At 74.7% G+C, this 24,629-nt stretch carries 24 protein-coding genes; 12 read left to right on the top strand and 12 right to left on the bottom strand.

The features are described 5' to 3' along the window. Positions 1 to 7: 7 nt before the first annotated feature. Entirely contained in the window at positions 8 to 739 is a 732-nt protein-coding gene (locus tag BLU95_RS21820; protein ID WP_093861510.1) for an HD domain-containing protein, read from the bottom strand. 80 nt (positions 740 to 819) lie between these two features. Between BLU95_RS21820 and BLU95_RS21825 the strand changes: the two genes are divergently transcribed. The 3 genes from BLU95_RS21825 (at position 820) to BLU95_RS21835 (ending at position 3,077) form a co-directional block, all read left to right on the top strand. Further along, the gene (locus tag BLU95_RS21825) at positions 820 to 1,227 is read left to right on the top strand and encodes a PadR family transcriptional regulator (RefSeq protein WP_093861511.1); all 408 of its coding nucleotides are present in this window, start codon (positions 820 to 822) and stop codon (positions 1,225 to 1,227) included. Continuing rightward, on the top strand, positions 1,224 to 2,189 hold the full coding sequence (locus BLU95_RS21830; protein WP_093861512.1) for a hypothetical protein: 966 nt from the start codon (positions 1,224 to 1,226) through the stop codon (positions 2,187 to 2,189). The genes BLU95_RS21825 and BLU95_RS21830 overlap by 4 nt, the downstream gene beginning before the upstream one ends. A gap of 201 nt (positions 2,190 to 2,390) precedes the next feature. Further along, positions 2,391 to 3,077, top strand: coding sequence for a copper homeostasis protein CutC (locus BLU95_RS21835; RefSeq protein ID WP_093861513.1), 687 nt, complete (start codon positions 2,391 to 2,393; stop codon positions 3,075 to 3,077). A 138-nt stretch (positions 3,078 to 3,215) separates the two neighbouring features. Here the strand turns inward: BLU95_RS21835 and BLU95_RS21840 are convergent, their stop codons facing one another. Next, a complete protein-coding gene (locus tag BLU95_RS21840; RefSeq protein ID WP_231977728.1) occupies positions 3,216 to 5,267 on the bottom strand; it encodes a HelD family protein in 2,052 nt (683 codons plus the stop codon). 290 nt (positions 5,268 to 5,557) lie between these two features. Here BLU95_RS21840 and BLU95_RS42400 point away from each other — a divergent pair, with 290 nt between their 5' ends. After that, positions 5,558 to 5,716: a hypothetical protein gene (locus tag BLU95_RS42400; RefSeq protein ID WP_159424969.1), complete on the top strand. Its 159-nt coding sequence runs from the start codon at positions 5,558 to 5,560 to the stop codon at positions 5,714 to 5,716. Positions 5,717 to 5,764: 48 nt separating this feature from the next. On the opposite strand, the gene BLU95_RS21845 is transcribed toward BLU95_RS42400, so the two are convergent. Further along, on the bottom strand, positions 5,765 to 7,402 hold the full coding sequence (locus tag BLU95_RS21845) for a DNA repair helicase XPB (RefSeq protein WP_093861514.1): 1,638 nt from the start codon (positions 7,400 to 7,402) through the stop codon (positions 5,765 to 5,767). Between the two features lie 114 nt (positions 7,403 to 7,516). Beyond that, positions 7,517 to 7,921 carry a hypothetical protein gene (locus tag BLU95_RS21850; protein WP_093861515.1) on the bottom strand — a complete coding sequence of 135 codons (405 nt, stop codon included), beginning with the start codon at positions 7,919 to 7,921 and terminating at the stop codon, positions 7,517 to 7,519. A gap of 129 nt (positions 7,922 to 8,050) precedes the next feature. Between BLU95_RS21850 and BLU95_RS21855 the strand changes: the two genes are divergently transcribed. Further along, positions 8,051 to 8,329 (top strand): hypothetical protein, encoded by a 279-nt coding sequence (locus BLU95_RS21855; protein WP_093861516.1) that lies wholly within the window; start codon positions 8,051 to 8,053, stop codon positions 8,327 to 8,329. 9 nt (positions 8,330 to 8,338) lie between these two features. On the opposite strand, the gene BLU95_RS21860 is transcribed toward BLU95_RS21855, so the two are convergent. Beyond that, a complete protein-coding gene (locus BLU95_RS21860; RefSeq protein ID WP_093861517.1) occupies positions 8,339 to 10,843 on the bottom strand; it encodes a helicase C-terminal domain-containing protein in 2,505 nt (834 codons plus the stop codon). Positions 10,844 to 11,212: 369 nt separating this feature from the next. Between BLU95_RS21860 and BLU95_RS21865 the strand changes: the two genes are divergently transcribed. Next, on the top strand, positions 11,213 to 12,346 hold the full coding sequence (locus BLU95_RS21865) for a hypothetical protein (protein WP_093861518.1): 1,134 nt from the start codon (positions 11,213 to 11,215) through the stop codon (positions 12,344 to 12,346). Between the two features lie 230 nt (positions 12,347 to 12,576). Beyond that, complete coding sequence (locus BLU95_RS21870) at positions 12,577 to 12,951, top strand: VOC family protein (protein ID WP_093861519.1); 375 nt, start codon at positions 12,577 to 12,579, stop codon at positions 12,949 to 12,951. On the opposite strand, the gene BLU95_RS21875 is transcribed toward BLU95_RS21870, so the two are convergent. The 4 genes from BLU95_RS21875 to BLU95_RS21890 form a co-directional block, all read right to left on the bottom strand. Then, positions 12,948 to 13,688, bottom strand: coding sequence for a potassium channel family protein (locus BLU95_RS21875; RefSeq protein WP_093861520.1), 741 nt, complete (start codon positions 13,686 to 13,688; stop codon positions 12,948 to 12,950). The genes BLU95_RS21870 and BLU95_RS21875 overlap by 4 nt on opposite strands. 203 nt (positions 13,689 to 13,891) lie before the next feature. Continuing rightward, positions 13,892 to 14,191 carry a Sec-independent protein translocase subunit TatA gene (gene tatA / locus BLU95_RS21880; RefSeq protein WP_030393690.1) on the bottom strand — a complete coding sequence of 100 codons (300 nt, stop codon included), beginning with the start codon at positions 14,189 to 14,191 and terminating at the stop codon, positions 13,892 to 13,894. Positions 14,192 to 14,396: 205 nt separating this feature from the next. After that, positions 14,397 to 15,032: a class I SAM-dependent DNA methyltransferase gene (locus BLU95_RS21885; RefSeq protein WP_093861521.1), complete on the bottom strand. Its 636-nt coding sequence runs from the start codon at positions 15,030 to 15,032 to the stop codon at positions 14,397 to 14,399. Between the two features lie 185 nt (positions 15,033 to 15,217). Next, positions 15,218 to 16,771 (bottom strand): MFS transporter, encoded by a 1,554-nt coding sequence (locus tag BLU95_RS21890; protein WP_093861522.1) that lies wholly within the window; start codon positions 16,769 to 16,771, stop codon positions 15,218 to 15,220. Between the two features lie 136 nt (positions 16,772 to 16,907). Here BLU95_RS21890 and BLU95_RS21895 point away from each other — a divergent pair, with 136 nt between their 5' ends. Continuing rightward, positions 16,908 to 17,558, top strand: coding sequence for a TetR/AcrR family transcriptional regulator (locus tag BLU95_RS21895; RefSeq protein ID WP_093865039.1), 651 nt, complete (start codon positions 16,908 to 16,910; stop codon positions 17,556 to 17,558). 4 nt (positions 17,559 to 17,562) lie between these two features. On the opposite strand, the gene BLU95_RS21900 is transcribed toward BLU95_RS21895, so the two are convergent. Next, complete coding sequence (locus BLU95_RS21900) at positions 17,563 to 17,880, bottom strand: cupin domain-containing protein (RefSeq protein ID WP_093861523.1); 318 nt, start codon at positions 17,878 to 17,880, stop codon at positions 17,563 to 17,565. Between the two features lie 188 nt (positions 17,881 to 18,068). On the opposite strand from BLU95_RS21900, the gene BLU95_RS21905 reads away from it, so the two are divergent. After that, a complete protein-coding gene (locus BLU95_RS21905; protein ID WP_030393695.1) occupies positions 18,069 to 18,335 on the top strand; it encodes a hypothetical protein in 267 nt (88 codons plus the stop codon). 147 nt (positions 18,336 to 18,482) lie between these two features. Here BLU95_RS21905 and BLU95_RS21910 read toward each other — a convergent pair whose 3' ends face one another. Beyond that, positions 18,483 to 19,640 carry an acyl-CoA dehydrogenase family protein gene (locus BLU95_RS21910; RefSeq protein WP_173862101.1) on the bottom strand — a complete coding sequence of 386 codons (1,158 nt, stop codon included), beginning with the start codon at positions 19,638 to 19,640 and terminating at the stop codon, positions 18,483 to 18,485. Between the two features lie 301 nt (positions 19,641 to 19,941). Continuing rightward, entirely contained in the window at positions 19,942 to 20,256 is a 315-nt protein-coding gene (locus tag BLU95_RS21915; RefSeq protein ID WP_093861524.1) for a hypothetical protein, read from the bottom strand. A gap of 260 nt (positions 20,257 to 20,516) precedes the next feature. Between BLU95_RS21915 and BLU95_RS21920 the strand changes: the two genes are divergently transcribed. The 3 genes from BLU95_RS21920 to BLU95_RS21930 all read left to right on the top strand — a co-directional run bounded on the left by BLU95_RS21920 (position 20,517) and on the right by BLU95_RS21930 (position 24,459). Next, complete coding sequence (locus BLU95_RS21920) at positions 20,517 to 21,224, top strand: DedA family protein (protein ID WP_093861525.1); 708 nt, start codon at positions 20,517 to 20,519, stop codon at positions 21,222 to 21,224. A gap of 127 nt (positions 21,225 to 21,351) precedes the next feature. After that, entirely contained in the window at positions 21,352 to 23,256 is a 1,905-nt protein-coding gene (locus tag BLU95_RS21925; protein ID WP_231977729.1) for a threonine/serine exporter family protein, read from the top strand. Between the two features lie 69 nt (positions 23,257 to 23,325). Beyond that, entirely contained in the window at positions 23,326 to 24,459 is a 1,134-nt protein-coding gene (locus BLU95_RS21930) for a hypothetical protein (RefSeq protein WP_197698609.1), read from the top strand. Positions 24,460 to 24,629 lie beyond the last annotated feature (170 nt).

Raw genomic sequence — 24,629 nt, forward strand, 5'->3', positions numbered from 1 at the left:
CGTGCTGTCAGCCGGTCCCGTCCGGCGCCCCGGGACCGGTGGGTCGGGCCGGCTCGCCCGGCTCGGCCGGTCCGGCGAGCCGGGCGAGCTCGGCCGCGAGGTTGGCCCGGGCGGGCGCGTCGAAGCGCCCGTGCGCCGTCGTCGTGCGGTAGAGCGCGGGCAGGGCGAGCAACTGGCGCAGCACCGCCGCCCGCCCGGCGCGGAAGTCCGGCTCGGGCACGAAGGCGTACTCCTCCCGGACGGCCGCCGCGTAGGCCGCGTACGCCGCCGGGTCGCCGCCCAGCACCGCGAGGTCGGCGTCGCACAGCACCTCGCCGTCGCGGTCGCCGGGTTCGGGACGGTGGGTGACGGTGAGCCGGACCAGCCGGGCGACCTCCGCGACCCGGGCCGCCGGGAGCCCGCTGCCGTCGAGCGCCCGGACGGCCAGGGCGGCGCTGCGCTCCTCGTTCTCGGAGCGGTCCGGCCGGTACACGGCGTCGTGGAACCACGCGGCCAGCCGGACGGCGTCCGGGTCGTCGGCGTGCTCGGCGAGCGCGTCGACGTGACCCAGCACCGCGCGCAGGTGGTCGACCGTGTGGTACCGGCGCTGCGGCTCGGACCAGCGGCGCAGCAGCTCCCGCCCGGCCGGGTCGGGATCGGTGGCCGCGCCGCAGCGGCGCAGCAGGGCGGTCCAGGCGGCGAGGAGGTCCTCGGTGGCGGGGGACGGGGCCCGGGTGGCGGGGGTGTCGGCTTCCGGCATGGCGCCATTCTGCTGGGCCGGTCCGGACCGCCAAAGATTCCGCTGGACATGATATGTCGATGAAAGGTATATGTAACTCCATGACTGAACGGGCGATGCAAGAGCCGACGCTGCTCCTGCTCACCGCGCTGGCCGACGCCCCGCGGCACGGCTACGCGCTGATCCAGGAGATCTCCGCGATCTCCGACGGCCGGGTGAAGATGCGCACCGGCACCCTGTACGGCGCGCTGGACCGGCTGCTGCAGCAGGGGCTGATCGAGGTCGCGGCCGAGGAGATCGTCGACGGCCGGGCCCGGCGCACCTACGCCCTCACCGACGGCGGGCGCGATGCGCTGACCACCGAGGCGGAGCGGCTGAGCGCCGTCGCCGAGGAGGCCCGGCGGCGGCTGGCCGCCGTCCGTGAGCCGTCCGTCCGACCGGCTGCCGTCCGCCCCGTGGCCGGTGGTGGCAAGCTCGCGTTCTTCAAGGCCAGGGGGGCATTCTCATGACGATCCAGTTCTTCCCGGGGTCGGCGGAGCCGGTGGCGTTCCGGGCCGCGCTGCGGCTCTACCCGGCCCGCTACCGGCGCGAGCGCGGCGACGAACTGTCCGCCGTCTTCGCCGACTCCACGGCCGAGGGCGGCCGGCTCGCCACCGCGCGCGAGGCGTTCGACCTCGGGGCGTACGGGCTGCGGATGCGCACCGGCCTGACCTCCTCGTCCACCGCCGGGCGGCTGCTCGCGCTGGCGGCGCCGCTGATCGCCGGAGCGATCGCGGGGCTGGGGCTGACCCGGGTCCTGCACGACGCGACCGGCCGGGCCCCGGGCTGGATGTGGGAGCTGCCGGACCGGGCGGTCCAGGTCCCCTTCCACGCCTGGTACTTCGGTTCGGTGCTGGCGCCACTGCTGCTGGTCGGCGCGGTGCTGGCCGGCCGGTGGCGGCTCGCCCGGGCGGCGGCCGTCGCCGTGGCGGCGGTGGGGGCGCTGGGCGTGGCGCTGGCGGTGCTGGCCATGCCCAACTTCTGGCTGATGTTCAACCAGTCCTGCGAGGCGACCCCGCAGCTGTTCGCCGGACTGCTGTTCGCGCTCGCGCCCCAGGAGCTGCTGCGACGGCGCCAGACCTGGAGCGACCGGGCGATGGTGCTGGCCGCGACGGTGGGCGGCGGGCTGGTCCTGGTGGCGGAGGACTTCTACAGCTCGTGGGTGCTGATGGACTGGAAGGCGGGCGCGGCGCTGGTGCTGGTCCCGCTGCTGGCGCTGCTCCTCGCGGCGCGCGACCGGCTGGTTCCGGCCGCGGCGGGGCTGGCGGTGCTGCCGCTGACCCTGACGTTCAGCCTGTTCCGGATCTGGCAGTCGATCGGCGGGGTCTGGCGGCTGCTCCCGGTGGTGGGCCTGGTGGTGGTGGCGACCGTGGTGGCCGGCGGGCTGCTGCGCCGCGGTGCCGGGGCGGGAGGTCACCGGAGCCTCGCCTGAGCGGGGACGGCCGGGGCCTCGCCGCTCCGAACGGCCGGACGGCCGGGGTGTGGACCCGGAGCGTCCGGCCGTTCCGTGTTTTCCGGGGTGTGCCGCTCTCCGGTGGTGTGCCGTTCCGTGCTTCCCGGGGCATGCGCGTTGTCCGGCCAAGTGGCCGCACGGGGCTCGCCGGGGCGGGGGCGATGTGGCACTCTGTCTAATATGTCTAGACCAATTTTCGAAGTCATCGCGCTGACGCCCCAGGATGCCCAGGCCGCCGAGTCGGGCGGCGCCGACCGGCTCGAACTGGTCACCGACATGGCCGCCGACGGCCTCACCCCCGGGGTGGAGGACTTCGCCAAGATCCGGGCCGCCGTCGACCTCCCGCTGCGGGTGATGCTCCGGATCCGGGACGGCTTCGCCCCCGGTGACCTGGACGAGCTGCGCGACCGCGCCGCCGCGCTCCGGGCCGAGGGCGCCGACGAGTTCGTGCTCGGTTTCCTCGACGCCGACGGCGCGGTGGACCTGGCCGCCACCGAGGCCGTCGCCGAGGCGGTCGCCGGCTGCCGCTGGACCTTCCACCGGGCGATCGACCACAGCGCCGACCGGGCCGCCGTCCGGGCCGCCGTGGGCGCGCTGCCCGGGCTGGACACCTTCCTCACCTCCGGCTCGGCCGGCGGCGTGGACGCCGGGCTCGACGTCCTGCTGGCCGAGCTGGCCCGGACCGGCGAGCCCGGTTACACCCAGCGGATCCTCATCGGCGGCGGCCTGCGGGCCGAGCACGTGCCGGGGCTGCGGGGGGCCGGCTTCGACGCCTTCCACGTCGGCGGCGCGGTGCGGGTCGACGGCTGGCAGTCGCCGGTGGACGTCGCCAAGGTCGCCGAGTGGCGGGCGCTGATCGACGGCTGATCGACGGCTGGTCGAAGGCTTGGCGTCGGCTTGGCGTCGGCTCCGCCGCGGCTCCGCGGCGGCCCCACCGCGGCAGCCGTACGACGGCGGGCGGGGGCACCCCGAACCGGTGCCCCCGCCCGCCGCCGTCCGTCGGGGTCAGCCCAGCTGCGCCGGCAGCGGCTCGGCGTGCAGCACCTCCAGGCCGGAGACCGCACGGGTCAGCGCCACGTACAGCCGCCGCAGCCCGGTCCGCTCGTCCGGCTCGCCCGCGACCACCGCGGCCGGCTCGTCCAGCACCACGTAGTCGTACTCCAGACCCTTCGCCAGCGAGGCCGGGACGAGGGTCAGCCGGGCCTCCGCGCTGGTCTCGGCGCCCGGGGCGAGGTGCGGCAGCCCGGCCGCCGTGAGCGCCTCGGCCAGCAGCGGCACCCGCGCGTCGGCGGCGATCAGACCGGTCGAGCCCTCCTTGCCGAGCGCCCGCACACAGGCGGCGACCACGGCGTCGGTCCGCTCCTCCGGGGCGACCCGGCGGACCGTCAGCGAGCCCGGGGCCTCGCGGACCGAACCGGCCGGCGCCAGACCGGGGGCGATCGACGGCAGCAGCCGGGAGGCGTACGCGATGACCTCCTCCGGCACCCGGAAGCCCTTGGTCAGCTCCTCGATGTGCGCGGCCGGCTTGCCCAGGTGGTGCAGCGCCTCCGGCCAACTCGCCGTCGCCCAGGGGGTGGTGCCCTGGGCGAGGTCGCCGAGCACGGTGGCCGAGCCGGTGCTGCAGCGGCGGCCGACCGCGCGGTACTGCATCGGGGAGAGGTCCTGCGCCTCGTCCAGCACCACGTGCCCGAGCGAGGGGGTGCGCCGCACCAGGTCCGTCGCCTCGTCGACCAGCACGGCGTCGGCGGCGGTCCAGCGGGCGGTCTTCACCGAACGGCCGGGCCTGGGCCACAGCACGGCGGCCTGCTCCTCCGCGGTCAGCACGCCCTCCGCGCACCCGGCCAGGAACTCCCGGTCGGACAGCAGCCGCAGCACCAGCTTGGCCGGATCGACCGCGGGCCAGCACTGCCTGACCGTCGCCTTCACGGCGGCGTTGCGGGCCACCGCGTCCTGCACCCGGTCGTCCGGGGCCTCGCCGGACTGCTCCATCTTCAGCAGCACGGCGTGCGCGATCCGCTGCGGCAGCGCCTCCGCGGCCGCGCCGTAGCGGGTCTCCCGGCTCTTCAACTCCTCGATGATCCCGGTCAGTTCGTGGACCGGAACACGCCAGCGGCGGGAGCCGCGGACCACCACGCAGGGCTCGGTGGGCAGCGCGATGCCGGAGCGCACCGCCCGTCGCAGCACCTCCGCCATCCGGGCGTCGCCCTTCAGCCGGGCCGCCTCGGCGGAGTCCTCGCCGCGCACCTCGACATGCGCGACCAGCTGCTGCACGGTCGCCTGGGCGACGTCCAGCTCGCCGAGCGCGGGCAGCACCTGCTCGATGTAGGAGAGGAAGGCGTTGTTGGGGCCGATCACCAGCGTGCCGGTACGGGCCAGCCGCTCCCGGTGCGCGTACAGCAGGTACGCCACCCGGTGCAGGCCGACGGCGGTCTTCCCGGTGCCGGGCGCGCCCTGCACGCAGAGGGTGCCGGAGATGTCGGCGCGGACGATCTCGTCCTGCTCCGGCTGGATGGTGGCCACGATGTCGCGCATCGGGCCGACGCGCGGCTTCTCGATCTCGGCGGCCAGCAGGGCGGAGGCGGTGTCGCCCTCGGCCGGGTCGGTGAGGTGCTCGTCCTCGTACGCGGTCAGCTCGCCGCCGGTGTAGCCGAAGCGGCGGCGGCGCTCGACGTCCATCGGATCGGTGCGGCTGGCCCGGTAGAACGGCTGGGAGACCGGCGCACGCCAGTCGATCACCATCGGGTCGCCGTGGGCGTCGTGCACGTGCCGGCGCCCGATGTAGAAGCTGTCCCCGCCGGAGCCCTCGCTCAGTTCCTCGCCGATCGCGTGGAGGTAGTCGAGCCGGCCGAAGAACAGCGGGGTGTGGGAGAGGTCGGCCAGGGCGGCGATCCTGGCCTCGATCTGCTTGTGCAGCACGATGGCGGTGACCCAGGTGCCGGTCACGTCGCTGATGTCGAGGGACTCGACGTCCTCGCGCATCGCGCGCAGCGCGGCCCGGGACGAGGCGAGGTGGTCGCGCTCGCGCTGCAGGGGGTCGGTGGTGGGGGTGGCGGGCACAGCGAACCTTCCCGGCTGCCCCGGGGACCGGGCGCAGCGGATCGTAGGAGCTCACGGTGGATACAGCCGACCGGTTGCCGTGCGGTCGGCACCTCCCCCGGCTGCCCGCGCGACTTCAGCGGGTACCACGGTTCGGGAGGGGGCAGACGGACGATCCTAGCCGCGTCGGCCTCGGGGATCCACCCCCGACGGACTCGGGGCCTCCGTACTCCCGGAGGACGACCTTCGTCCCGCCGGATACGGCCTTCGGGGTGATGGCGACGGCCGTTCGGGTGCCTAGCGTGGAACACATGAGCACACCGCACCGCACCCGCACCGCCCCGTCCGGCGCCACCGCCACCACCGGCCGCCGCCGCAACCCCCTCACCACCACCGTCCGCAACGTCGGCATCGCCCTGGACACCGCCGCGCGCGTGATCCTCCTGGGCCGCGACGGCGTCCGCTACTGAGCCCTCCGCTACTGAGCCCTCCGCCCCGTCGCGCCCGCCGGCGGCCCGCTACAGCACGTCGTCCGCGTCGATGATGCGGTAGGCGTAGCCCTGTTCGGCGAGGAAGCGCTGGCGGTGGGCCGCGAAGTCCTGGTCGACGGTGTCCCGGGCGACCACGGAGTAGAAGTGGGCGGAGTGGCCGTCCGCCTTGGGACGCAGGACCCGGCCGAGGCGCTGGGCCTCCTCCTGCCGGGAGCCGAAGGTCCCGGAGACCTGGATGGCGACGGTCGCCTCCGGCAGGTCGATGGAGAAGTTGGCCACCTTGGAGACGACCAGGACGCCGATCTCCTTGTTGCGGAAGGCGTCGAACAGCTTCTCGCGCTGGGCGTTGCTGGTCTCGCCCTTGATCACCGGGGCGTCCAGGACCTCGCCGAGCTCGTCCAGCTGGTCGATGTACTGGCCGATGATCAGCGTCTGGTCCTTCTCGTGCTTCTTGACCAGCGCCTCCACCACCCGGCGCTTGGTCGCCGTGGTGGCGCAGAACCGGTAGCGCTCCTCCGGCTCGGCGGTGGCGTAGGCGAGCCGCTCGGAGTCGGTCAGGGTGACCCGGACCTCGCAGCAGTCGGCCGGCGCGATGTAGCCCTGCGCCTCGATCTCCTTCCACGGCGCGTCGAAGCGCTTCGGACCGATGAGGCTGAACACGTCGCCCTCGCGGCCGTCCTCGCGCACCAGGGTGGCGGTCAGGCCGAGCCGGCGGCGGGCCTGGAGGTCGGCGGTGAACTTGAACACCGGGGCCGGCAGCAGGTGGACCTCGTCGTAGACGACCAGGCCCCAGTTGCGGGCGTCGAACAGCTCCAGGTGGGCGTAGACGCCCTTCCGCTTGGTGGTCATCACCTGGTAGGTCGCGATGGTGACCGGGCGGATCTCCTTCCTGGTGCCGCTGTACTCGCCGATCTCGTCCTCGGTCAGCGAGGTCCGCTTGATCAGCTCGTGCTTCCACTGGCGGGCCGAGACGGTGTTGGTGACCAGGATCAGCGTGGTCGACTTGGCGTGCGCCATCGCCGCCGCGCCGACCAGGGTCTTGCCGGCGCCGCAGGGCAGCACGACCACGCCCGAGCCGCCGTGCCAGAAGCCCTCGACCGCCTGCGCCTGGTACGGGCGCAGGCTCCAGCCGTCCTCGGCCAGCTCGATCGGGTGCGCCTCGCCGTCCACGTAGCCGGCGAAGTCCTCGGCGGGCCAGCCGAGCTTGAGCAGCACCTGCTTGATCTGGCCGCGCTCCGAGGGGTGCACGACCACGGTGTCCGGGTCGACCCGCTCGCCGACCAGCGGCACGATCTTCTTGGAACGCAGCACCTCCTCGAGCACCGGGCGGTCGGTGGTGCTCAGCACCAGGCCGTGGGTGGGGTGCTTGGTCAGCCGCAGCCGCCCGTACCTGGCCATCGTGTCGGCCACGTCGACCAGCAGCGCGTGCGGCACCGGGTAGCGGGAGTACGTCACCAGGGCGTCGACGACCTGCTCGGCGTCGTGGCCCGCGGCCCGCGCGTTCCACAGCCCGAGCGGCGTCACCCGGTACGTGTGCACGTGCTCCGGCGCCCGCTCCAGCTCGGCGAACGGCGCGATGGCACGCCGGCACTCGGCGGCCCTGGGGTGGTCGATCTCCAGGAGAAGAGTTTTGTCGCTCTGGACGATGAGCGGTCCGTCGTTCACGCGGGGAAGCCCTCCACTGGCTGACAGGTCCGTGGCGGCCGCGGGTCCTGCGGCACGCCGACCCTCCAGTGTCGCGCATCCGGCCGGGAGGACGGGACCGCCCCCGGCGGGCGGCTACTTCCACTCGTAGTACGCGCCGGTGGACTTGCCGTCCGGGGCCACCTCGTACTCGAACAGGCCGACGACGTGGTTGAGGCGGTCGAGCTCCGAGGAGGCGGTGGAGAAGAAGAGCGCGCCGCGCCAGCTGGTGCCGCCGCCCTCGGTGAAGCGGCCGAGCGCGGTGCCGTGCCAGACGACGCTCTGGCCGTCGGCCGTCATGTCGACGCCCTGGCCCTCGCCGCGCAGACCACCGTCGGCGCGCACCTCGGACTCGTAGGTGCCGAAGCCGTTGACCTCGGCGCCGTAGTAGCTGCCCCTGGACTCGAACGAGACCTCGACCACGACGTGGCCGTCCCCGGCGTCGAGCACGCGGCGGCCGGTGTCCCGGTTCTCGGTCCGGCCGATGAGATCGCCGAGCATGATGACTCCCTTCGTCACCCCCGTGATTCCGGACTACGCCGGTCGCGGCGGGGCGTCAACCACCGGTACGGGCCGTGCGGCCGGGGACGCGGGGGGTGACCGTGGCGGGAGTGGCTCGTTGATCCCTGCATGAACAAGTCGAAGCGTGTCCTCACCGCTCTCGCCCTCGCCGGTACGGCCTTCGCCGCCACCGCTTCCTCGGCCGGTTCCGCGCACGCGGTCGCGGGGGTCGGCGAGGGACCCGGCGGGCTGCTCGCGGCGCCCGGGTTCCTGCTCGCGGACCTGGCCGGGGCGAACGCCGTGATGCCGGTCGGGCAGGGCGACCTCGCGGCCATGGCCGACAAGGCGATGAAGCAGAAGCAGGCCGAGGAGGCCCAGCAGCAGCAGGCCCAGCAGCAGGGCCACTGAGCCCGGGGGTCACTCGTCGAGTTCGGCGACCCCGGTGATCCGGTGCAGCGCGAAGGTGCGCAGCTCGCCGTCGTGGTGGTCGAAGGCGGTGACGTAGCCGCCCTCGACCTTCACCGGGTCGATGATCCGCTGGCTGGCGAGGCCCTCCGCGTTGAGGTAGCCGATCCACATCCGCTCGCCGAGCAGGACCGCCGTCTGCAGGCTCGCCAGGGTCTCGGCGGCGGCGGTGCGCGGCAGCTGCCGCCCGGACGCGGCGGCGGGCTCGCGGCGGACGGCGGTGGCGGCCCGGTCGCCGGCCCGGATCGCCTTGACGGCGGCGGCGAGCAGGGTGTCGTCCGGGGTCGGCGGGCCGTCCGGGACGGGCACCGGCGCCGCCCGGGGCGGGGTGCGGTGGCTGTCCGGGCGGGTGATCAGCACATCGCCGTCGGCGGACTCGGCGGCCGGCGCGTACCCCATCGAGCGCAGCGTGCCGAGCAGGACGTCCGGCCCGGCCTGGGCGGCCAGCACGGTCGGCGCGAGCAGCCGCAGCCGCAGGTCGGCGGAGCGGCGGTCGGCCAGGATCTCGTTCAGCAGGGACGGGTCGTCGCAGCGCAGGTAGGACGAGGCGGCGCCGACCCGGAGCAGGCCGTGCCGGCGGGCCACGTCGTCGATCAGGTAGCCGAGCGGCTGCGGGAGCGGCGTGCGGGAGTGCTGGTCGAGGAAGGCCCTCAGGTCGGCGGCGCTGCGCCCGGCGTCGAGGGCGCGCCGGACCGACTCCGGGGTGAAGCGGTAGACGGTCGCGCCGCCCTTGGACTCGATGTCGGCGCAGAGCGCGAGCGCCTGGGCGAGCGGGGTGAGCAGCGGGCCGGGCGCGATCGCGGTGAGGTCCGGCTGGAGGATCACGTGGTCGAGCGGCTGCGGCAGCAGCGGGGCGAGCACGGTGGCGGGGTCGGCCTCGGCGGTGAGCAGCGCGCGGGCGGGGGCGGCGAGGGCGCCGCGGCCGGTGACGCCGAGGAGTTCGGCCTCGGCCAGGGTCCAGCCGACCAGGTGTTCGCGCAGGTCGCGGCCGTCGGCGTCGGTCGGCCCGCCGCGCAGCGGGCGCTGCCAGCGCAGGGTGGGCAGGAGATCGGCCGGGGTGGCCGCGGTGCCGGGCGGGAGTTCGGCGAGCAGGGCGAGGGCGGCGCGGCGGACCTGCGGGGCGAGGGTGCGGTCCAGTTCGGGGCCGAGCACGGCGCGCTGCTTGCCCTTGCTGTCGGCGGTGCCGGCCAGGGCCGGGACGCGGGTCGCGGCGAGCCAGGCGCGGGCCAGCACGGCCCAGCGGGCGGCGGTGTCCAGGCGCAGCCACTCGTCGTACCCGGGGGTCGGCGCCCAGTGCTCGTCGACCTCGCCGTCCGGGGCCAGCAGGCCCGAGGTGTGGGCGAGTTCGAGCCAGAACGCGGCGATCTGCTCGGTGCTCTCCAGGGCCTGGGCGGTGCGCTTGAGATCGCGCACCCCGAGGCCGCCGGCGCGCAGGGTGGGCGGCGGGGTGAGGCCGCAGAGTTCCAGCAGCTCCTCGACGGTCCGGACGGCGGTGTGCGCCTGCCCGGCGGCCGCGCCGTCCACCGTCGCGGGATCGCGCGGTGCGGCGGTGGGCGCGGGTTCGGGCTGGAGCGGTTCGACGGTGCGGTGCGAGCGTCCGCCGCGCAGGTGCAGGGCGAGTTCGCGGGGCAGGACGACGCTGCCCGGGCTGGTGGGCAGCAGCAGGCCGCGGGCCAGCAGCCATTCGACCGGGCTCTGGGCGTCCTGCGCGGTGACCGGGCGGGTGGCGTCCGGGACGGTGCCGGTGGGCGGGCCCCAGACCAGCCGGTCGAGCAGTCGCAGCGCGGCCTCGGGGGCGGTGGCGAGCAGGGCCTCACAGCGGGCGCGGTCGCCGAGCAGGGTGGTGAACGCGGCGACGGCGGTGACCGGGTCGGGCGTCGCGGGCTGTCCGGCGGAGGTGAGCAGTTGCTGGAGCCGGGCCGGGGACATGCCGGTGCTCGCCTCGGCGAAGGTCGGGCCGAGGCCGGTGCGGCCGGGGTTGGCGGCGGTCGGCGCGAGCGCCTCGCGGGCCGCGATGACCAGGCGCAGACCGTTGTCGGGCCCCCAGAGCAGGGCCCGGTCGCGCAGGGTGGCCAGGGCGCGGGGCAGCGCGGCGGCGACGGCGGCGCGGTCTGCGGTGCTCAGCGGAGTGGCCTCGGGGTGCGGCTTCACCTTGGCCGGTCCGGCCAGCAGGGTGCGCACGGCGGCCGGTGAGGAGGCGTCGGGGAGCGCGGCCAGGGCCTCGGCGGTCTGCAGGGTGAAGCGGTCCAGGCGTTCCAGCGCACGCAGGGCGGAGGCACGGGAGGAGAGCCGGGCGGTGAGCTGGGTGAGGTCGCCGGGCACGGGGTTGAGCAGGTCGGGGCGGGACCGGAGCAGGGCGACGAGGTCGTCGTCGGGCCGGGCGCGCAGCTCCTCGGCGAGGGTGCGGGCGCCCGCGGGGGACTTGGCCTGGCGCTGTGGGCCCTGCTGTGTGGTCATTCGACCTAGGTTAGTCGGGTGGCGGCGGGGCGGGAGGGCCCCGGCGCCGGTGGATCCGGGGGCGTCGGCGTGGTTCCGCGGGGGCGGCGGGCGCACGGGGGTTGACGGGAACGGCGGGGTGGTGGGGGAGCGGTGGGGAAGGGGCCGCGGTCGCGGGGCCCGGGCGGGTACGGGTGACGTCGGAGCCGGGCCGGGTGCCGCCGGGGCGAACCCGGGTGCGGCCGGGCGGCGTTCCGGCTCGCGTGGCGGGGCGGCGGGTGGGTAGCGTCACGGTCGGCGGGGACGACGCCGCGTGCGGACGGGTGGCGGGTCCGGTGCGGTGCGGCAATCGGTGCGGCAATCGGTACGGGCTAGGCGGGGTGCGTGGGGATGTCGGACGGCGAGTGGTGGCGCAAGCAGGGACCCTGGAGCGAGCCGCCGGGGGGTGCGGGGGCCTCCGGCGGGAGCGGTGACGGCGACAGCGTGTACGCGGGGGAGCCGGCGCCGGCCGTCCCGCCGCGGCCCCAGGAGCCGCCGCGTCCGGCCGGGCCGCCGTCCGGCGGGGCGCCGGGTGGGGCGTCCGGCGGATCGGACCCGGACGGCGGGGCCCCCGGGGCGCCCGCCGCGTTCCTGCCGCCCCCCACGCGTTCCGGCCGGGACCGGGGCACGGACCGGGCCGCCGACCGGCGCGCGACCCGGGGCACCGACGGGAACGACGGATCGCCGTGGTCGGCGAGGCCGGCCGATGACGCCCCCGCGGACCCGGAGGCGCTGCCGCCGGCCTACCGCGCCGTGAGCACGGGCCACTGGGACTACGTCACCATCGACTTCGGGGACGGCCCGGTCGCCTCCAACCGTCCGATCCCGGAGCAGCGGACCGCCACCGACGCCGGTGCGGCGCCCGGCGCCGGCGAGGACGCGGCCCAGGGCGACCCGGCGGCGGGCGCGGCCGAGGGCGACGCGGCGGCGCCGACGGACGGCGGGGCGGCCGGGAAGGGCAACCGGAAGGGCAGGGCCAAGGGCGGCGGCAAGGAGCCGGCCGGGAAGCGGACGGGCGGGAGGAAGGCCCCGGCCCGGGGGAAGAACGGCCCCGCCGGGTCGGGCCCCGCCGAGGGCGCCCCCGGCGCCAAGGGCGGTCCGGGCAAGGCCCCGGGCGGGCGGCGACCCTCGCCCCTGCTGCTGCTCTCCGCCGCGGTGCTGGTCGGCGGCGCCGTCACCGGCCAGCTGATCGCCATGCTGATCGGCTGGGCGCTCGGCTACCTGTCCCGCCAGCTGTCCGACTTCATGCGGAAGCTGGCGGTGTTCGGGATCCCGCTGATGGTCATCAGCGGCAGCTCGCTCTTCTACTGGGGCCGGGCGCAGGGCCGTTGGGGCACGGCCCCGGCACCGGGCGAGCAGGGCTCGCACGCGATGTGGGAGGCCGCGCCGGGGGTGCTGCGGGTGGCGGCGGTGCTGTCGGCCGTCTTCCTGCTCCTGATGTCCCTGCGCCGGAAGGGCGGCGGAGCGGCGGGCGCCGGTCAGTAGCGGCAGCCGTCCTGATCGCTGTGGCCGGGTCAACTCCGTTGCGGGGAAGCGGAAAAGGGCGAAGTCGTCGCCTGCTGTTCACGGGAATCCCCATCCCCGTCCGATGGAACTGCCGGCCGTGGTGTCACCGATGCGCAACCGCTGCAGGAGGTCTCCCGTGCCCCCGTCCCGGCCTGACCGCGTTCCGGCCGACCGGTGCTCCGGTCGGCCGGTCGGGCACAATCGGCGGCATGCTGAGACTCGGTTCGGTGGTGCTCGGAGTACTGGACGTCGGCCGCGCGGCGGCGTTCTGGGGCGAGGCCCTGGGGTACACGCCCCGGGACGGCGAGGCCGGGGACGACTGGGTGGTGCTCGTCCCGGCGGCCGGCGCCCCCGGGGTGCAGGTGGCGCTCGGCCGGAGCGGGACGCCGCCGCAGGAGCACCCGCGGGTGCATCTGGACCTCTACGCGACCGACGCGCGGGACCAGGCGGCGGAGGTGGAGCGGCTGGTCGGGCTGGGCGCGAGCCGGGTCGACTGGGACCTCTACCCGGAGGACCCGGACTTCGTGGTGCTCGCCGACCCGGACGGCAACCGGTTCTGCGTGATCGACACCGGTCGCTCCTAGCCGTCCTCGGGCCGGCTGTTCCGGCGTCCGTCGTCCCCGGGCCGGCCGTCGTCCTCGGGCTGGCTGTCGTCCTCGTCGTGCCGGCGGCCGCGCAGCAGACCCCGGCTGCGGCGGCCCTGGCCCGGGCCGGGGCGCGGTCCACCGCCGTGGCCGTGGCCGTGGCCGTGTCCGAGCCGGTGGCCGGGAGCGGCGTCGCCCTCGGCGCGGCGCGCGCGGACCTCCATCCCGGAGCGGACGGTCCGGCTCAGGGCCCCGGCCGCCGCCGCCAGGAACACGAAGTTGTAGGTGATCTGCAGGAGCACCACCAGCCGCGGCCCCTGACCCGCCGCGGTGATGTCGCCGTACCCGATGGTCGCCATCGTGACGACCGTGAAGTACAGCGCGTCCAGACGGGTCACCAGCCCGTCGAACTCGCCCGGACGGTCGGCCAGGACGTAGTAGGTGCCGGCGAAGACGGTCAGCGAGAAGCAGATCAGGAAGGCCAGCCAGACGCCGGGATGGCGGCCGGTGCCGCGCATGCTGTCGACGATCCGGGCCAGCAGCAGCCCGGTCAGCAGGGTCAGCACCGCGGCGAAGACCATCCAGCTCACCAGCGGGTGGTCGTCGCCCAGGGTGCGCAGCGGCAGGGTGAAGTAGCCGAGCATCAGCAGCGCGAACGAGCCCAGCAGCAGTCCCCAGACCCGGAGGTCGGGACGCTGCAGGGACGGGGGCGTCGGCGGCTGCTGGTTCGCGGACATCGCGGCCAGCCTGCCCCGGAGCGGCCCGGCCCGCCGCCCGGGCTGCTCCGTCCGGGCGTGGTCCGGGGCCGGGGCCGAGCGCCGGGGCCGTGCGGGTCGGGGCCGTTCGGGCCGGTGGGGTCGGGGCTGTTCGGCCGGGTCCGGACACGACGAAGCCCCCGCCGTTCGGGGCGGGGGCTTCGGCCGGCTTCGACCGCCGTGGATCAGGCGGTGGTGGACCGGGGCGCCTCGGTGGCCTTGGTCACGTTGGTCGGGTTGACGGCGGCCGGGCGGGGCTGCTCGGCGGCCGGCTGGGCCGGGGCGGCGGTGCTCTGTGCGGTGCCCGGCGCGGCGTCGGCGGCGGGAGTGTCGTCCTCGCGCATCGCCTTCGTCTCCGCCTTCAGGATCCGCATCGACTTGCCGAGGCCGCGGGCCATCTCCGGCAGCTTCTTCGACCCGAACAGCAGGATCACGACAGCCAGCACCACAAGCACGTGCCAGGGCTCAAGACCGTTACGCAGCATCCCTGGCCACCGGTCCCTTCTCGTCTAGAGTGATACGTCACAGTTGGGCAAAGCGCCCGTCCTGGCCAGTATGCCTGGCCGCGGCGGCGAACGTATACACCGGCCGGGAAACGCTGGTCAAAAACCAGGTGCTGCGCGGGCGGACGGCCCGGGGGCGCGGAGGTCCGCCGGACGCCCGGGCGGTCAGCGCCGGACGCCCTGGCGGTCAGGTCCGACGGGCCAGCAGATAGCCGCGGCGGGTCGGCGCCTCCTCGGGGTACGGGTCGCGCTCCAGCCGGGCCGTGACGGTGAAACCGGCCTCCGTCAGCAGCCGGGCGACGGTGTCGGTCTCCAGGGAGCGGAAGTCCACGTCCACCCGGTGGCCCCACCACTCGTCCAGCGTCTTCACCTCGGTGCCCCGGTGGAACGAGACCAGCAGCACCCCGGACGGCCGCAGCACCCGACGGATCTCCTCGAAGGCGGGCCGCAGTTCGGCCGGTTCGAGGTGGATCACCGAGTAGAGCGCCACCGCGGCGGCGAACTCCCCGTCGGCGGCGGGCAGCGCCAGCAGGTCGCCGACCCGGAACTCCGCCCCGGGGTGCTCCCGCCGGGCCACCGCCACCATCGCGGGCGACAGGTCCACCCCGACCGCCGCCCCCCGCTCGCCCAGCCAGCCGGTGATGTGCCCGGGACCGCACCCGAGGTCCGCCACCGTCCCCCCGGCGGCCTCCTCCAGCACCACCCCGAGCAGCGCCCGGTCCATCACCTTGAACGCCAGCTCGCCCCCGATCCGCTTCCGGTACTCCTCCGCCACCGTGTCGTAGCTCGCCCGCACCCGCCCGTGCACACCGTCGTCGCTCATCCCGGCAGCCTGGCACGCGGATCGTCCCCGCGCGGGCGAACGGCGGATCGGGCCCGCGCGGGTGAGCGGCGGATCGTCCCCGCGCGGCCGAACGGGCCCGCCGGCCGCCGGACGCGGCAGCCCCCGCCCGGGGTGGGCGGGGGCTGCGATGACGCGCGTGCGGGGGACCGGGTGGAGCGGGCGGGTCAGACGGTGGCGGGCTCGGGGGTCTCGGCGGCCGCCGGGGCGGCGGCGGGGAGGTGGCGCATCAGGCGGTAGGCGAGGAGGGAGGCGCCGACCGCCAGCACCAGGCCGACCACGGCGGCGACGTGCAGGCCGTCGGTGAAGGCGGCCCGGGCGGTGACGAGCAGGTCGCTGCCGAGCCGGCCGGGCAGCTGGGCGGCGACGGTGACGGCGCCGCCCAGGGTGTCCTGCGCGGTGCGGGCGGCCTCGCCGTCCAGACCGGCCGGGAGGGCGCCGTCCAGCCGGGAGCGGTAGACCGCGGCGCCGGCCGCGCCCAGCAGCGCGATGCCGAGGGAGCTGCCGAGCTCGACGGCGGTCTCGGAGGTGGCGGAGGCGGCGCCGGCCCGCTCGACCGGGGCGGCGGAGACGACCATCTCGGCGGTGAGCGTCATGGTGCCGACGGTGCCGGCGGCCAGCACCCCGGCCGCGGTGAGGACGAGCGCCAGCGGCGAGTCCGCGCCGACCAGGGTCATCATCGCGAAGCCGGTCGCGCCGATCAGGAAGCCGCCGGCCATCATCGCCGCCGGACGGACCTTCCCGGCGAGCGCCGAGCTGGTGCCGACGGCCGCGCCGACACCCACGCTGGGGACGAGCGACCAGAGCGAGGCGGTGAGCGGGCTCATGCCCTTGACCAGCTGCAGGTACTGCGAGGTGAAGAGGGTGAAGCCCATCATCGCGAACATCGCCACGGTGTTGACGGTGATCGCCCCGCTGAAGGCGCGGATCCGGAACAGCGAGAGGTCGAGCAGCGGGTCGGCGGCGGTGCGCTGACGCCAGTAGAACGCGCCGGCCAGGAGCAGGCCGACCGGGACGGCGAGCGCGGCGACCGGGTCCCAGCCCTCCACCGCGAGCGTCTTGACGCCGTAGACCAGGGGCAGCACGGCGCTCATCGAGAGGACGGCGCCGAGCAGGTCGAAGCCGCCGCGCTGCGGGGAGCGGTACTCGGGGAGCAGGACCGGGGCGGCGACCAGGACCAGGGCCATCACCGGGACGGCGAGCAGGAAGACCGAGCCCCACCAGAAGTGGTCGAGCAGCAGGCCGCCCGCGACCGGGCCGAGGGTGGCGCCGGTGGTGAGGATGCCGCCCCAGGCGCCGAGCGCGATCTGACGCTGCTTGGGGTCGTGGAACATGTTGCGGATCAGCGCGAGGGTCGAGGGCATCACGGTGGCCCCGGCGATGCCCAGGGCCGCGCGGGCCGCGATCAGCTGGCCGGCACCGTCCGCGTAGGCGGCGAGCAGCGAGGCGCCGATGAAGCCGGTCGCGCCGGTCATCAGCAGCCGACGGCGGCCGATCCGGTCGCCCAGCGCGCCCATCGTGATGAGCAGCCCGGCCAGCAGGAACGAGTACATGTCCATGATCCACAGCTGCTCGGTGCCGCTCGGCGCCAGCGTGGTGGAGATGTAGGGGACGGCGAAGAAGAGGACGCCCATGTCCATGGTCAGGACGAGGGTCGGGAGCAGGAGGACGGCGAGGCCGATCCATTCGCGACGGCCTGCGCGGCCGGTGGTGGCGGTCATGAGGAAGACGGTACGGACGTGTCAGACGTTTGTCTAGTACGAGCGTCTGAATCGATCGTGCGATACTGGCGTACTAGACATGTGTGCGAGACGGGCGTGCAAGACAAGCGTCTGGATCGGACGTAGCATGGCGGGCATGGGAAATCGTGAGGACCTCATGGCCGGCGCCAAGCAATGCCTCTTCGAGAAGGGCTACGCGCGCAGTACCGCGCGGGACATCGCCACCGCCTCGGGCGTCAGCCTGGCGGCGATCGGCTACCACTTCGGCTCCAAGGAGGCGCTGCTCAACGCGGCGCTGATCGAGGCCACGGGGGAGTGGGGTGCCGTGCTGGCGGCGGTGGTGGCGCGGGCGAGCGAAGCGTCCGAGGATCCGGCGGAGCGCTTCGTCGCGGTCTGGGACGGTGTGCTCGGGACCATCGCCGAGCACCGCGGCCTCTGGGCCTCCCAGTTCGAGGTGATGCTGCAGGCGGACCGGGTGCCCGAGCTGCGGGAGGCGCTCGCCGGGATCCAGAAGGAGGGGCGGCTCGGGCTGTCGGCGCTGTTCCAGGGGCTGCCGGAGGTGCCGGACACCGAGGAGGAGCTGTCCCGGGGGATCTTCTACCAGGCGCTGCTGGTCGGCCTGGCCGGTCAGTGGCTGGCCACCCCCGAGCTGGCGCCCCGCGGGCGGGACTTCCTGCGCGGCCTCGAGCTGGTCGGCGGCTCGGTGCTGGGGCCGAAGGACGCTCCGGCGGACGTCCCGGCCGGCGTCGCGGCGGACGGCCCGCGGTGGCACGGGCCCACCGGCTGAGCCCTCAGGCGGTGACGGCCGTCAGCAGCACCACCGAGTCGAGGTGGGCGAGCAGGCCGTGCCGCTCCTGCGGGACGGTCTGCAGCTGACCGGCCGAGAGCTCCTCGCGCCGCCCCGCGACGGTGAGCGACACCCGTCCTCGCAGTACCTGGAGGCTGGCGGCGGCCGGGGCGTTGTGCTCGTCGAGCGAGGTGCCCGCGGTCAGGGCGATCACGGTCTGCCGCAGTACCCCGTCGTGCAGCACCAGATGGGCGCTGCGGCCGTGCGGGCTCTCGGCGGCCCTGGCCGCGTGCTCCGCGACGAGCTGTTCGAGATCGACCATCGCGCGTCCTCCTGCCGTCCTGCTGTCGCTCCGCCGTGCCGTCCCGCGGCGCCGCCGTCCGGCTGTCGCGCCGGGGAACCCTTGCGGCCCAGCGTCCCGGACCCGCCCCGCGCCCGCACGCCGAGCGGCGCCCGCGTGCGGACGCGCTCGGCGTGCGGAGGCGGCCGACTGCACCCATGGTGGAGGGCATGGCGACCAACGAGCGTTCTTTCAGCGGGTTCCAGGTCAACCGCTCGCTGCTGGCCGGCGGCGCGGTGCTCACGGGCATCGGCGCGCTGTTCGGGACGGCGGGTGCGGTGATGGTGTGCGCGGCGCTGGCCACGGCCGGCCGCGACTGGGTGCGGCGGCTGGACACCCCGCCGCAGGCCCTGGCCCAGCGGGCCCTGCACGAGGCCAAGGTGGCGTCCTCGGCGGGCTGGGAGGCCTGGCGCACCGAGCACCACTCGCCCAACTGATCACCGGGCCGGGGCCGTTCCCCGGTGGCGGCGTCCGCCCCTCCACTCGGACGGGTGAACGCCGCCGGAGGTCCGGTGGTCGGACCGGACCGGACCGGCCACCGGACCGAAGACCGAGCCGCGTGCCGGACTGCCGGCCGGGCCGGACTACAGGCCGAGCGACTTGGCGACGATGCTGCGCATGACCTCGCTGGTGCCGCCGTAGATCCGGAAGACCCGGTTGTCGGTGTAGAGCCGGGCGATCGGGTACTCCAGGATGTAGCCGTAACCTCCGTGCAGCTGAAGGCACTTGTCGATCACGACGGACGCCGACTCGGTGCAGAACAGCTTCGCCGCCGCGGCGTCCGCGACCGTCAGCCCACCGTTCTGGTACAGCTCCAGCGCGCGGTCGACCATCGACTGCTGAGCCATCACCTGCGACTCGCAGTCGGCCAGCGTGAACTTGGTGTTCTGGAACTCGGCGACCGTCTTCCCGAACACCTTGCGGTCCTTGACGTACTGCACCGCGAACCGCACCGCGGCCGCGGCGGCCGCGTACGCGCCGACCGCGATCGCCAGCCGTTCCTGCACCAGGTTGTGGGTCAGGTAGCCGAACGCCTTCCCCTCCTCGCCGAGCAGGTTCTCCACCGGGACCTTGACGTCCGCGAAGGCCAGTTCGGCGGTGTCCGAGCTGCGCAGACCGATCTTCTGGAGCTTGCGGCCGACCGTGTAGCCGGGGGAGGCGGTGTCCACGCAGAGGATGGAGAGCCCGGCCCGGCGGTTGTCCGGGTCGTACGGCGAGGTCCGGCAGACCACCAGGACCAGGTCGGCGAGGACGCCGCCGGTGATGAAGGTCTTGGCGCCGTTGAGGACGTAGTGGGTGCCGTCCTCGGAGAGCCGGGCGGTGGTGGAGATGCCGGCGAGGTCGGAGCCGGCGCCCGGCTCGGTCATCGCGATCGCGGTCATGATGTCGCCGGAGACGAAGCCGGGCAGCCAGCGCGCCTTCTGCTCCTCGTTGGCGTACTCCAGCAGATAGGGCAGCACCAGGCCGGTGTGCACACCCGAGGACCCGAAGCCGACGCCGGCCCGCGCGGTCTCCTCGGCCACCACCGCCTGGTACTTGAAGCCGCTCTCGCCCGCGCCGCCGTACTCCTCGGGCACCTCGATGCCGTAGACACCGAGTGCGCCCAGCGTGCGGTAGAAGTCGCGCGGCGGATGGCCGGCGGCCTCCCAGTCCTCGTACACGGGGACGACCTCGTTGGCGATGAAGTCGCGGATGGTCTCGCGGAAGGCCTCGTGGTCCTCGGTGAACACGGTGCGGCGCACGGCGGCGCTCCCTTCGACGTGCCCGGCACGGCGCGGCCGGGCGGCCCGCCGATGGCCCCACAAGTTAATCGGGGGTAGCTTCGGCTGTCCAGGGTCGGCGAAGGGGCGTGCGCGCTGTTCTCGCTGGTCAACGGCGGAGTGCTGATCCGTCGCACAGGTGCCCGGTCTCCCGGAACCGCCGGCCGTCTCCCGGCGCCGCCGGACCCGGGAGACGGGAGCGACGCGGCCGGGTGGGCACCCCGCCGGCGTGGGGTGCCCACCCGGCCGCGACCGGCGGACGGGCTCAGGGGCGGAGCGTCGCTCAGCCGCCGATGTGCGGGGCGAACAGGGCGGCGAGGTTGCCGTTGCCCTGGAGGGCGCCGATGTTGCCGGCGTTCCCGGTCGCCGCGAGGGTGTTGTTCTGGTTGCTGGCGCCGGAGCCGGTGGCGGTCTGCTGGGTGCTGACCACGTTGCCGTGGACGTTGCCGATGATGTTGCCGGAGCCGGTGTTGCTCACCACGCTGCTGTTGGAGTGGTGGTCCGCGCCGGCGCCGTTGTCGGCGTGGGCGGTGCCGATGCCGGCGAGGAGGAAGGCCCCGAGGGCGGTGACGGCGGCGGCTGCGCGGATACGGGACACGATGGTCTCCCTGAGGGTGGGGTGCGAATGGTGGCGCTTCCGGAGTGGCCGCTCCGCAGCGCCGTTGCCTGACGTCGCACGAACAGGATTCACCAGGGCCCCGGACGAACTCCACCATTCGGGCGAGGATTCGCCCGATGGTGGTACCCGGATGATTGTCCGACCGCCGCCCGGACCTGGGGTGTTCGAAGGTTCCTTGGTGAATGCTTTACTGTTCCATTGCCAAGAGTAGACCCTTCAGGCCCTCAGGAGTCCGCCCCGTGACCAGCCTCGCCCTCGGCCCGTCCTGGCTCGATCCGACCTACCTGATCTCCACCTTCGGGCTGATCGGCATCCTGGCCATCGTCTTCGCCGAGTCGGGCCTGCTGATCGGCTTCTTCCTCCCGGGCGACTCGCTGCTCTTCACCACCGGTCTGCTGGTGGCCGGCGGCACCTACCTGCACCAGCCGCTCTGGCTGGTCTGCGCGCTGATCGTGCTGGCGGCGGTGGCCGGCGACCAGGTCGGCTACCTGTTCGGGCGGAAGGTCGGACCGGGCCTGTTCCGCCGCCCCGACTCCCGGCTGTTCAAGCAGGAGAACGTGGAGAAGGCGGCCGCCTTCTTCGACCGGCACGGCCCGAAGGCGATCGTGCTGGCCCGGTTCGTGCCGATCGTGCGCACCTTCACCCCGATCGTCGCCGGGGTGAGCGCGATGAACTACCGCGTCTTCGTCCTCTTCAACGTCGTCGGCGGCGTGCTCTGGGGCGCGGGCGTCACGGTGCTCGGCTACTTCCTCGGACAGATCCCGTTCGTCCGGGAGAACATCGAGGCGATCCTGATCGGCATCGTGCTGCTCTCGGTGGTCCCGGTGGCCGTCGAGCTGCTCCGCGCCCGGCGCTCCGGCCGGGCCGCGCAGGCCGCCGGGGCCGGGCACCCCGACCGCGCCGCGGCGCCCGCCGCCGGGGCCGGCGGCCGCCATCGCGCCGGGTAGGCGTCCGCGACCGGCCGCCCCCGCCGCCCCGTACATGTGCGTCCGGCAGTTCGATCGGGCATGGTGTATCCGGAGATCGAACGGCGGCCCGGGGGACCGGCACCGCCAGGGGCGGCAAGGAGCGGAAGTGCCGAAGCGGGGCCGGCCGGGCGGCGGCAAGAAGGCCAGGGGCGGCCGGGGCGGCCGGTCGCCCCGGCCGCGGTCCGGGCCCGCCGCGGAGCCGCGCCCGCTCCACCCGTCCGCCGCGCCGCCCACCGAGGGTCTGCTCGGGCATCCCGCCCCGGTCGTCGAACCGACCGTGGAGATCCCGCTCCTGCTGCCCGCGCCCGAGACCAGGGGCCTGCTGGCGCCCGAGCCCGAACCCCGGCCCGAGCCCGAGCCCGAGCCCGAGCCCGGGCCCGAACCTCGGCCCGAGCCTCGGCCCGGGCCCGGGGCGCCGCCGGTCGACGAGGTACCGGCCGCAGCGGTACCGGCCGACACCGGACCGGCCGCCCCGGGCCGCCGCCGTTCGGTGGCCGAGGACACCCTCACCCCCGAGGAGTGGCGGGCCGCCGGCTACACCCCGCCGCTCGGCATCCCGGTCGGCGCGCTCAGCCCCGGCGCGCCCGGCGAGGCGCCCTGGCCGGACCGGATGCGCACCCTGCTGCGCACCCCGATGTCCGAGCGCCCGGCCTTCGAACGGACCGCCCGCGAGCTGCACCCCTCGGTCGCCGCCGGCCGCAACGTCCCGCGCGTCCTCGACCTGACCCTGCGCATCGGCGAACTGCTGCTGGCCAGCGGCGAGGCCGCCGAGGACGTCGAGGCGGCGATGCTCGGCATCGCGCACGCCTACCGGCTGGACCGCTGCGAACCGCAGGTCACCTTCACCCTGATCGGCATCTCGCACCAGCCCTCGCTGGTCGAGCCGCCGATCACCGCCGACCGGGTGGTGCGCCGCCGCACCTCCGACTACACCCGGCTGAACGCGGTGTACGAGCTGGTCGCGGACATCACCGCCGAGCGGGTGAGCGTCAACGACGCCTACCGCCGGCTCGCGGTGATCCGCCGCAACCGCCACCCGTACCCGGCCTGGATGCTCGCCCTGAACACCGGTCTGCTGGCCGGCGCGGCGACCTTCCTGGTCGGCGGGCGGATCGACGACAAGGCCTGGCTGGTCTTCCTCAGCGCCTTCGTCGCGGCCGTGCTCGGCGACCGGCTGGCCTCGCTGATCGCCCGTCGCGGGCTGCCGGAGTTCTACCAGTTCGTGCTGGCCGCGATGCCGGCCGCGGCCTCCGGCATCGTGCTCTCCTTCAACGACCTCGGACTGCGCGGCTCGGTGGTGATCACCGGTGGGCTGTTCGCGCTGCTGCCCGGACGCGCCCTGGTCGCCGCGGTGCAGGACGGTCTGACGGGTTTCTACATCACCGCCGCGGCCCGGCTGCTGGAAGTGATCTACCTGGTGGCGGGCATCGTCATCGGCGTGATGCTGATCCTCTACCTGGGGGTCGGCTTCCAGGCGAAGCTCAAGCCGGACGAGTCGCTGGTGGGGATCAGCTACCCGCCGGTCCAGATGGTCGCGGCGCTGGTGCTCACCTGCGCCTTCGCGATGCTGCTGCAGACCGACCGGCGCTCGCTGGCCCTGGTCACCCTGAACAGCGGCATCGGCTGGGCCAGCTACGGGGTGCTGGCCTACAACGCCCAGCTCTCGCCGATCGTCGCGACCGGTGTGGCGGCCGGCCTGGTCGGCCTGTTCGGCCAGCTGATGGCGCGCTACCGCAACGGCTCCGCACTGCCGTACGTCACCGCGGCGATCGGACCGCTGATGCCCGGTTCGGCGCTCTACCTCGGCATGCTGTCGTTCGCCCAGGGGCACCCCAGCGGCGGCCTGGTCCAGATCACCAGGGCGGCGGCGATCGCCCTGGCGCTGGCCATCGGGGTGAACCTGGGCGGGGAGATCGCCCGGCTCTTCATGAAGCTCCCGGTCGGGGTCGAGCGGCCGTCGCTCGCCCCGGTGATCCCGCGCCGGGCGGCCAAGCGCACTCGCGGTTTCTGACGCCGATCGTTGGCCTCCGGGCCATGTCGTGGCAGACCGCACGCAGCACCAGGAACGAAGGTAAGACGCATGACCACACTGCTGGACGGCTACCGCGAGCACATCGTCGACGCGCACAAGCAACCGCTGTTCCTGCTGCTGGTCGGGTTCATCACCTCGTTCGTCTTCATCCGGTTCAGCGTGCGGATGATCAGGGCCCAGGTCCGCTGGTGGCCGGGCAACGTGACACCCGGCGGGTTGCACATCCACCACATGGTCTTCGGCCTGGGCTTCCTGCTGGTCGGCGGCATCGGGGTGTTCGCCACCTACGGCGGCCACCCGTGGATCGACCTCTTCGGCCTGCTCTTCGGCATCGGCTGCGGACTGGTGCTGGACGAGTTCGCGCTGATCCTGCACCTGGACGACGTCTACTGGAGCGAGCAGGGCCGCAAGTCGGTGGACGCGGTGATCTTCGGCATCCTCTTCACCGGCCTGCTGCTGGTCGGCTACGTGCCGCTCGGCGCCGAGCCCACCGGGGAGACCAGATGGGGCCTGGTCACGGTGATCTCGGTGAACGCGCTGGCCATGATCGTCACCCTGCTCAAGGGCAAGATGTGGACCGGCCTGCTCGGCATCATGGTGCCCGGCCTCTCCTGGGTCGGCGCGATCCGGCTGGCCCGGCCGAGCAGCCCCTGGGCGCGCTGGCGGTACGCCGGGCGCCCGCGCCGCCGGGCCCGGGCACTCCGGCGCGAGCGTCGTCTGCACCGGCGTGCGGACATCGCCCGCACCTGGCTTTTCGACCTGATCGCCGGGGCGCCGGACAAGGTGTCGGCGAACCACCCGGCGGCCCACCGGGTGGCCGAGCGGATGGCCGCCCGGGCCAGCGCCCACCTGGACGCGCACGCCGCCCGGGCCCTGGCCCGGCGCTCCGCGAGGCTCGCCGACCGGCGCTCGGCGGCGGGCGGGGAGCACCCGTCCGGCAGTCACCGGAACGCCGGGGCGAACGGCAACGGGGGCGCCGCCGGCAACGGAGCGGCGTACGGCGGGCCGGGCGGATACGGCGGCTCGGCCGATCGGGTGGGGCCGCGGGACGGGTCCCAGCGGCGCCGTCGCGCCGTCCGGGCCGGCCGGGGCCGGACGTACGCCGTCCGGCCGACCGGGCAGCCACTCCGTCCGGGGCGACACCGCTGGTTGCGGCCGCGGACGCGTCGGATGAGCCGTTAGTTCGTATACCCTGGCCGCCCGGTCGGGACCATCCTGCAGTCAGATCATCAGATGGTCACCCGGTCGGCGGTGCGGATGTGAGGTGTGAATCCCGCCTCGCTTGAGAACATGGCGGGCAGTGACCGTCTTGTCACGGAACGGGATGTTTTCGCCGCACCTCTCGGCGCCGG

Origin of the sequence: Streptomyces sp. TLI_053 (assembly GCF_900105395.1) — a bacterium.
GTDB lineage: Bacteria > Actinomycetota > Actinomycetes > Streptomycetales > Streptomycetaceae > Kitasatospora.

What these genes read in the sequence shown, in the direction of transcription:
- BLU95_RS21850 (WP_093861515.1), bottom strand. Translation starts at nt 7,921, where the DNA reads ATGCTCGGCGATCTCATCGGCCGGACCGAGAACCGGGACACCGGCCGC.
- BLU95_RS21865 (WP_093861518.1), top strand. Translation starts at nt 11,213, where the DNA reads ATGTCGGACGGCGAGTGGTGGCGCAAGCAGGGACCCTGGAGCGAGCCG.
- BLU95_RS21895 (WP_093865039.1), top strand. Translation starts at nt 16,908, where the DNA reads ATGGGAAATCGTGAGGACCTCATGGCCGGCGCCAAGCAATGCCTCTTC.
- BLU95_RS21900 (WP_093861523.1), bottom strand. Translation starts at nt 17,880, where the DNA reads ATGGTCGATCTCGAACAGCTCGTCGCGGAGCACGCGGCCAGGGCCGCC.
- BLU95_RS21860 (WP_093861517.1), bottom strand. Translation starts at nt 10,843, where the DNA reads ATGACCACACAGCAGGGCCCACAGCGCCAGGCCAAGTCCCCCGCGGGC.
- tatA (WP_030393690.1), bottom strand. Translation starts at nt 14,191, where the DNA reads ATGCTGCGTAACGGTCTTGAGCCCTGGCACGTGCTTGTGGTGCTGGCT.
- BLU95_RS21885 (WP_093861521.1), bottom strand. Translation starts at nt 15,032, where the DNA reads ATGAGCGACGACGGTGTGCACGGGCGGGTGCGGGCGAGCTACGACACG.
- BLU95_RS21830 (WP_093861512.1), top strand. Translation starts at nt 1,224, where the DNA reads ATGACGATCCAGTTCTTCCCGGGGTCGGCGGAGCCGGTGGCGTTCCGG.
- BLU95_RS21890 (WP_093861522.1), bottom strand. Translation starts at nt 16,771, where the DNA reads ATGACCGCCACCACCGGCCGCGCAGGCCGTCGCGAATGGATCGGCCTC.
- BLU95_RS21820 (WP_093861510.1), bottom strand. Translation starts at nt 739, where the DNA reads ATGCCGGAAGCCGACACCCCCGCCACCCGGGCCCCGTCCCCCGCCACC.
- BLU95_RS21835 (WP_093861513.1), top strand. Translation starts at nt 2,391, where the DNA reads ATGTCTAGACCAATTTTCGAAGTCATCGCGCTGACGCCCCAGGATGCC.
- BLU95_RS42400 (WP_159424969.1), top strand. Translation starts at nt 5,558, where the DNA reads ATGAGCACACCGCACCGCACCCGCACCGCCCCGTCCGGCGCCACCGCC.
- BLU95_RS21855 (WP_093861516.1), top strand. Translation starts at nt 8,051, where the DNA reads ATGAACAAGTCGAAGCGTGTCCTCACCGCTCTCGCCCTCGCCGGTACG.
- BLU95_RS21930 (WP_197698609.1), top strand. Translation starts at nt 23,326, where the DNA reads ATGACCACACTGCTGGACGGCTACCGCGAGCACATCGTCGACGCGCAC.
- BLU95_RS21875 (WP_093861520.1), bottom strand. Translation starts at nt 13,688, where the DNA reads ATGTCCGCGAACCAGCAGCCGCCGACGCCCCCGTCCCTGCAGCGTCCC.
- BLU95_RS21870 (WP_093861519.1), top strand. Translation starts at nt 12,577, where the DNA reads ATGCTGAGACTCGGTTCGGTGGTGCTCGGAGTACTGGACGTCGGCCGC.
- BLU95_RS21905 (WP_030393695.1), top strand. Translation starts at nt 18,069, where the DNA reads ATGGCGACCAACGAGCGTTCTTTCAGCGGGTTCCAGGTCAACCGCTCG.
- BLU95_RS21825 (WP_093861511.1), top strand. Translation starts at nt 820, where the DNA reads ATGACTGAACGGGCGATGCAAGAGCCGACGCTGCTCCTGCTCACCGCG.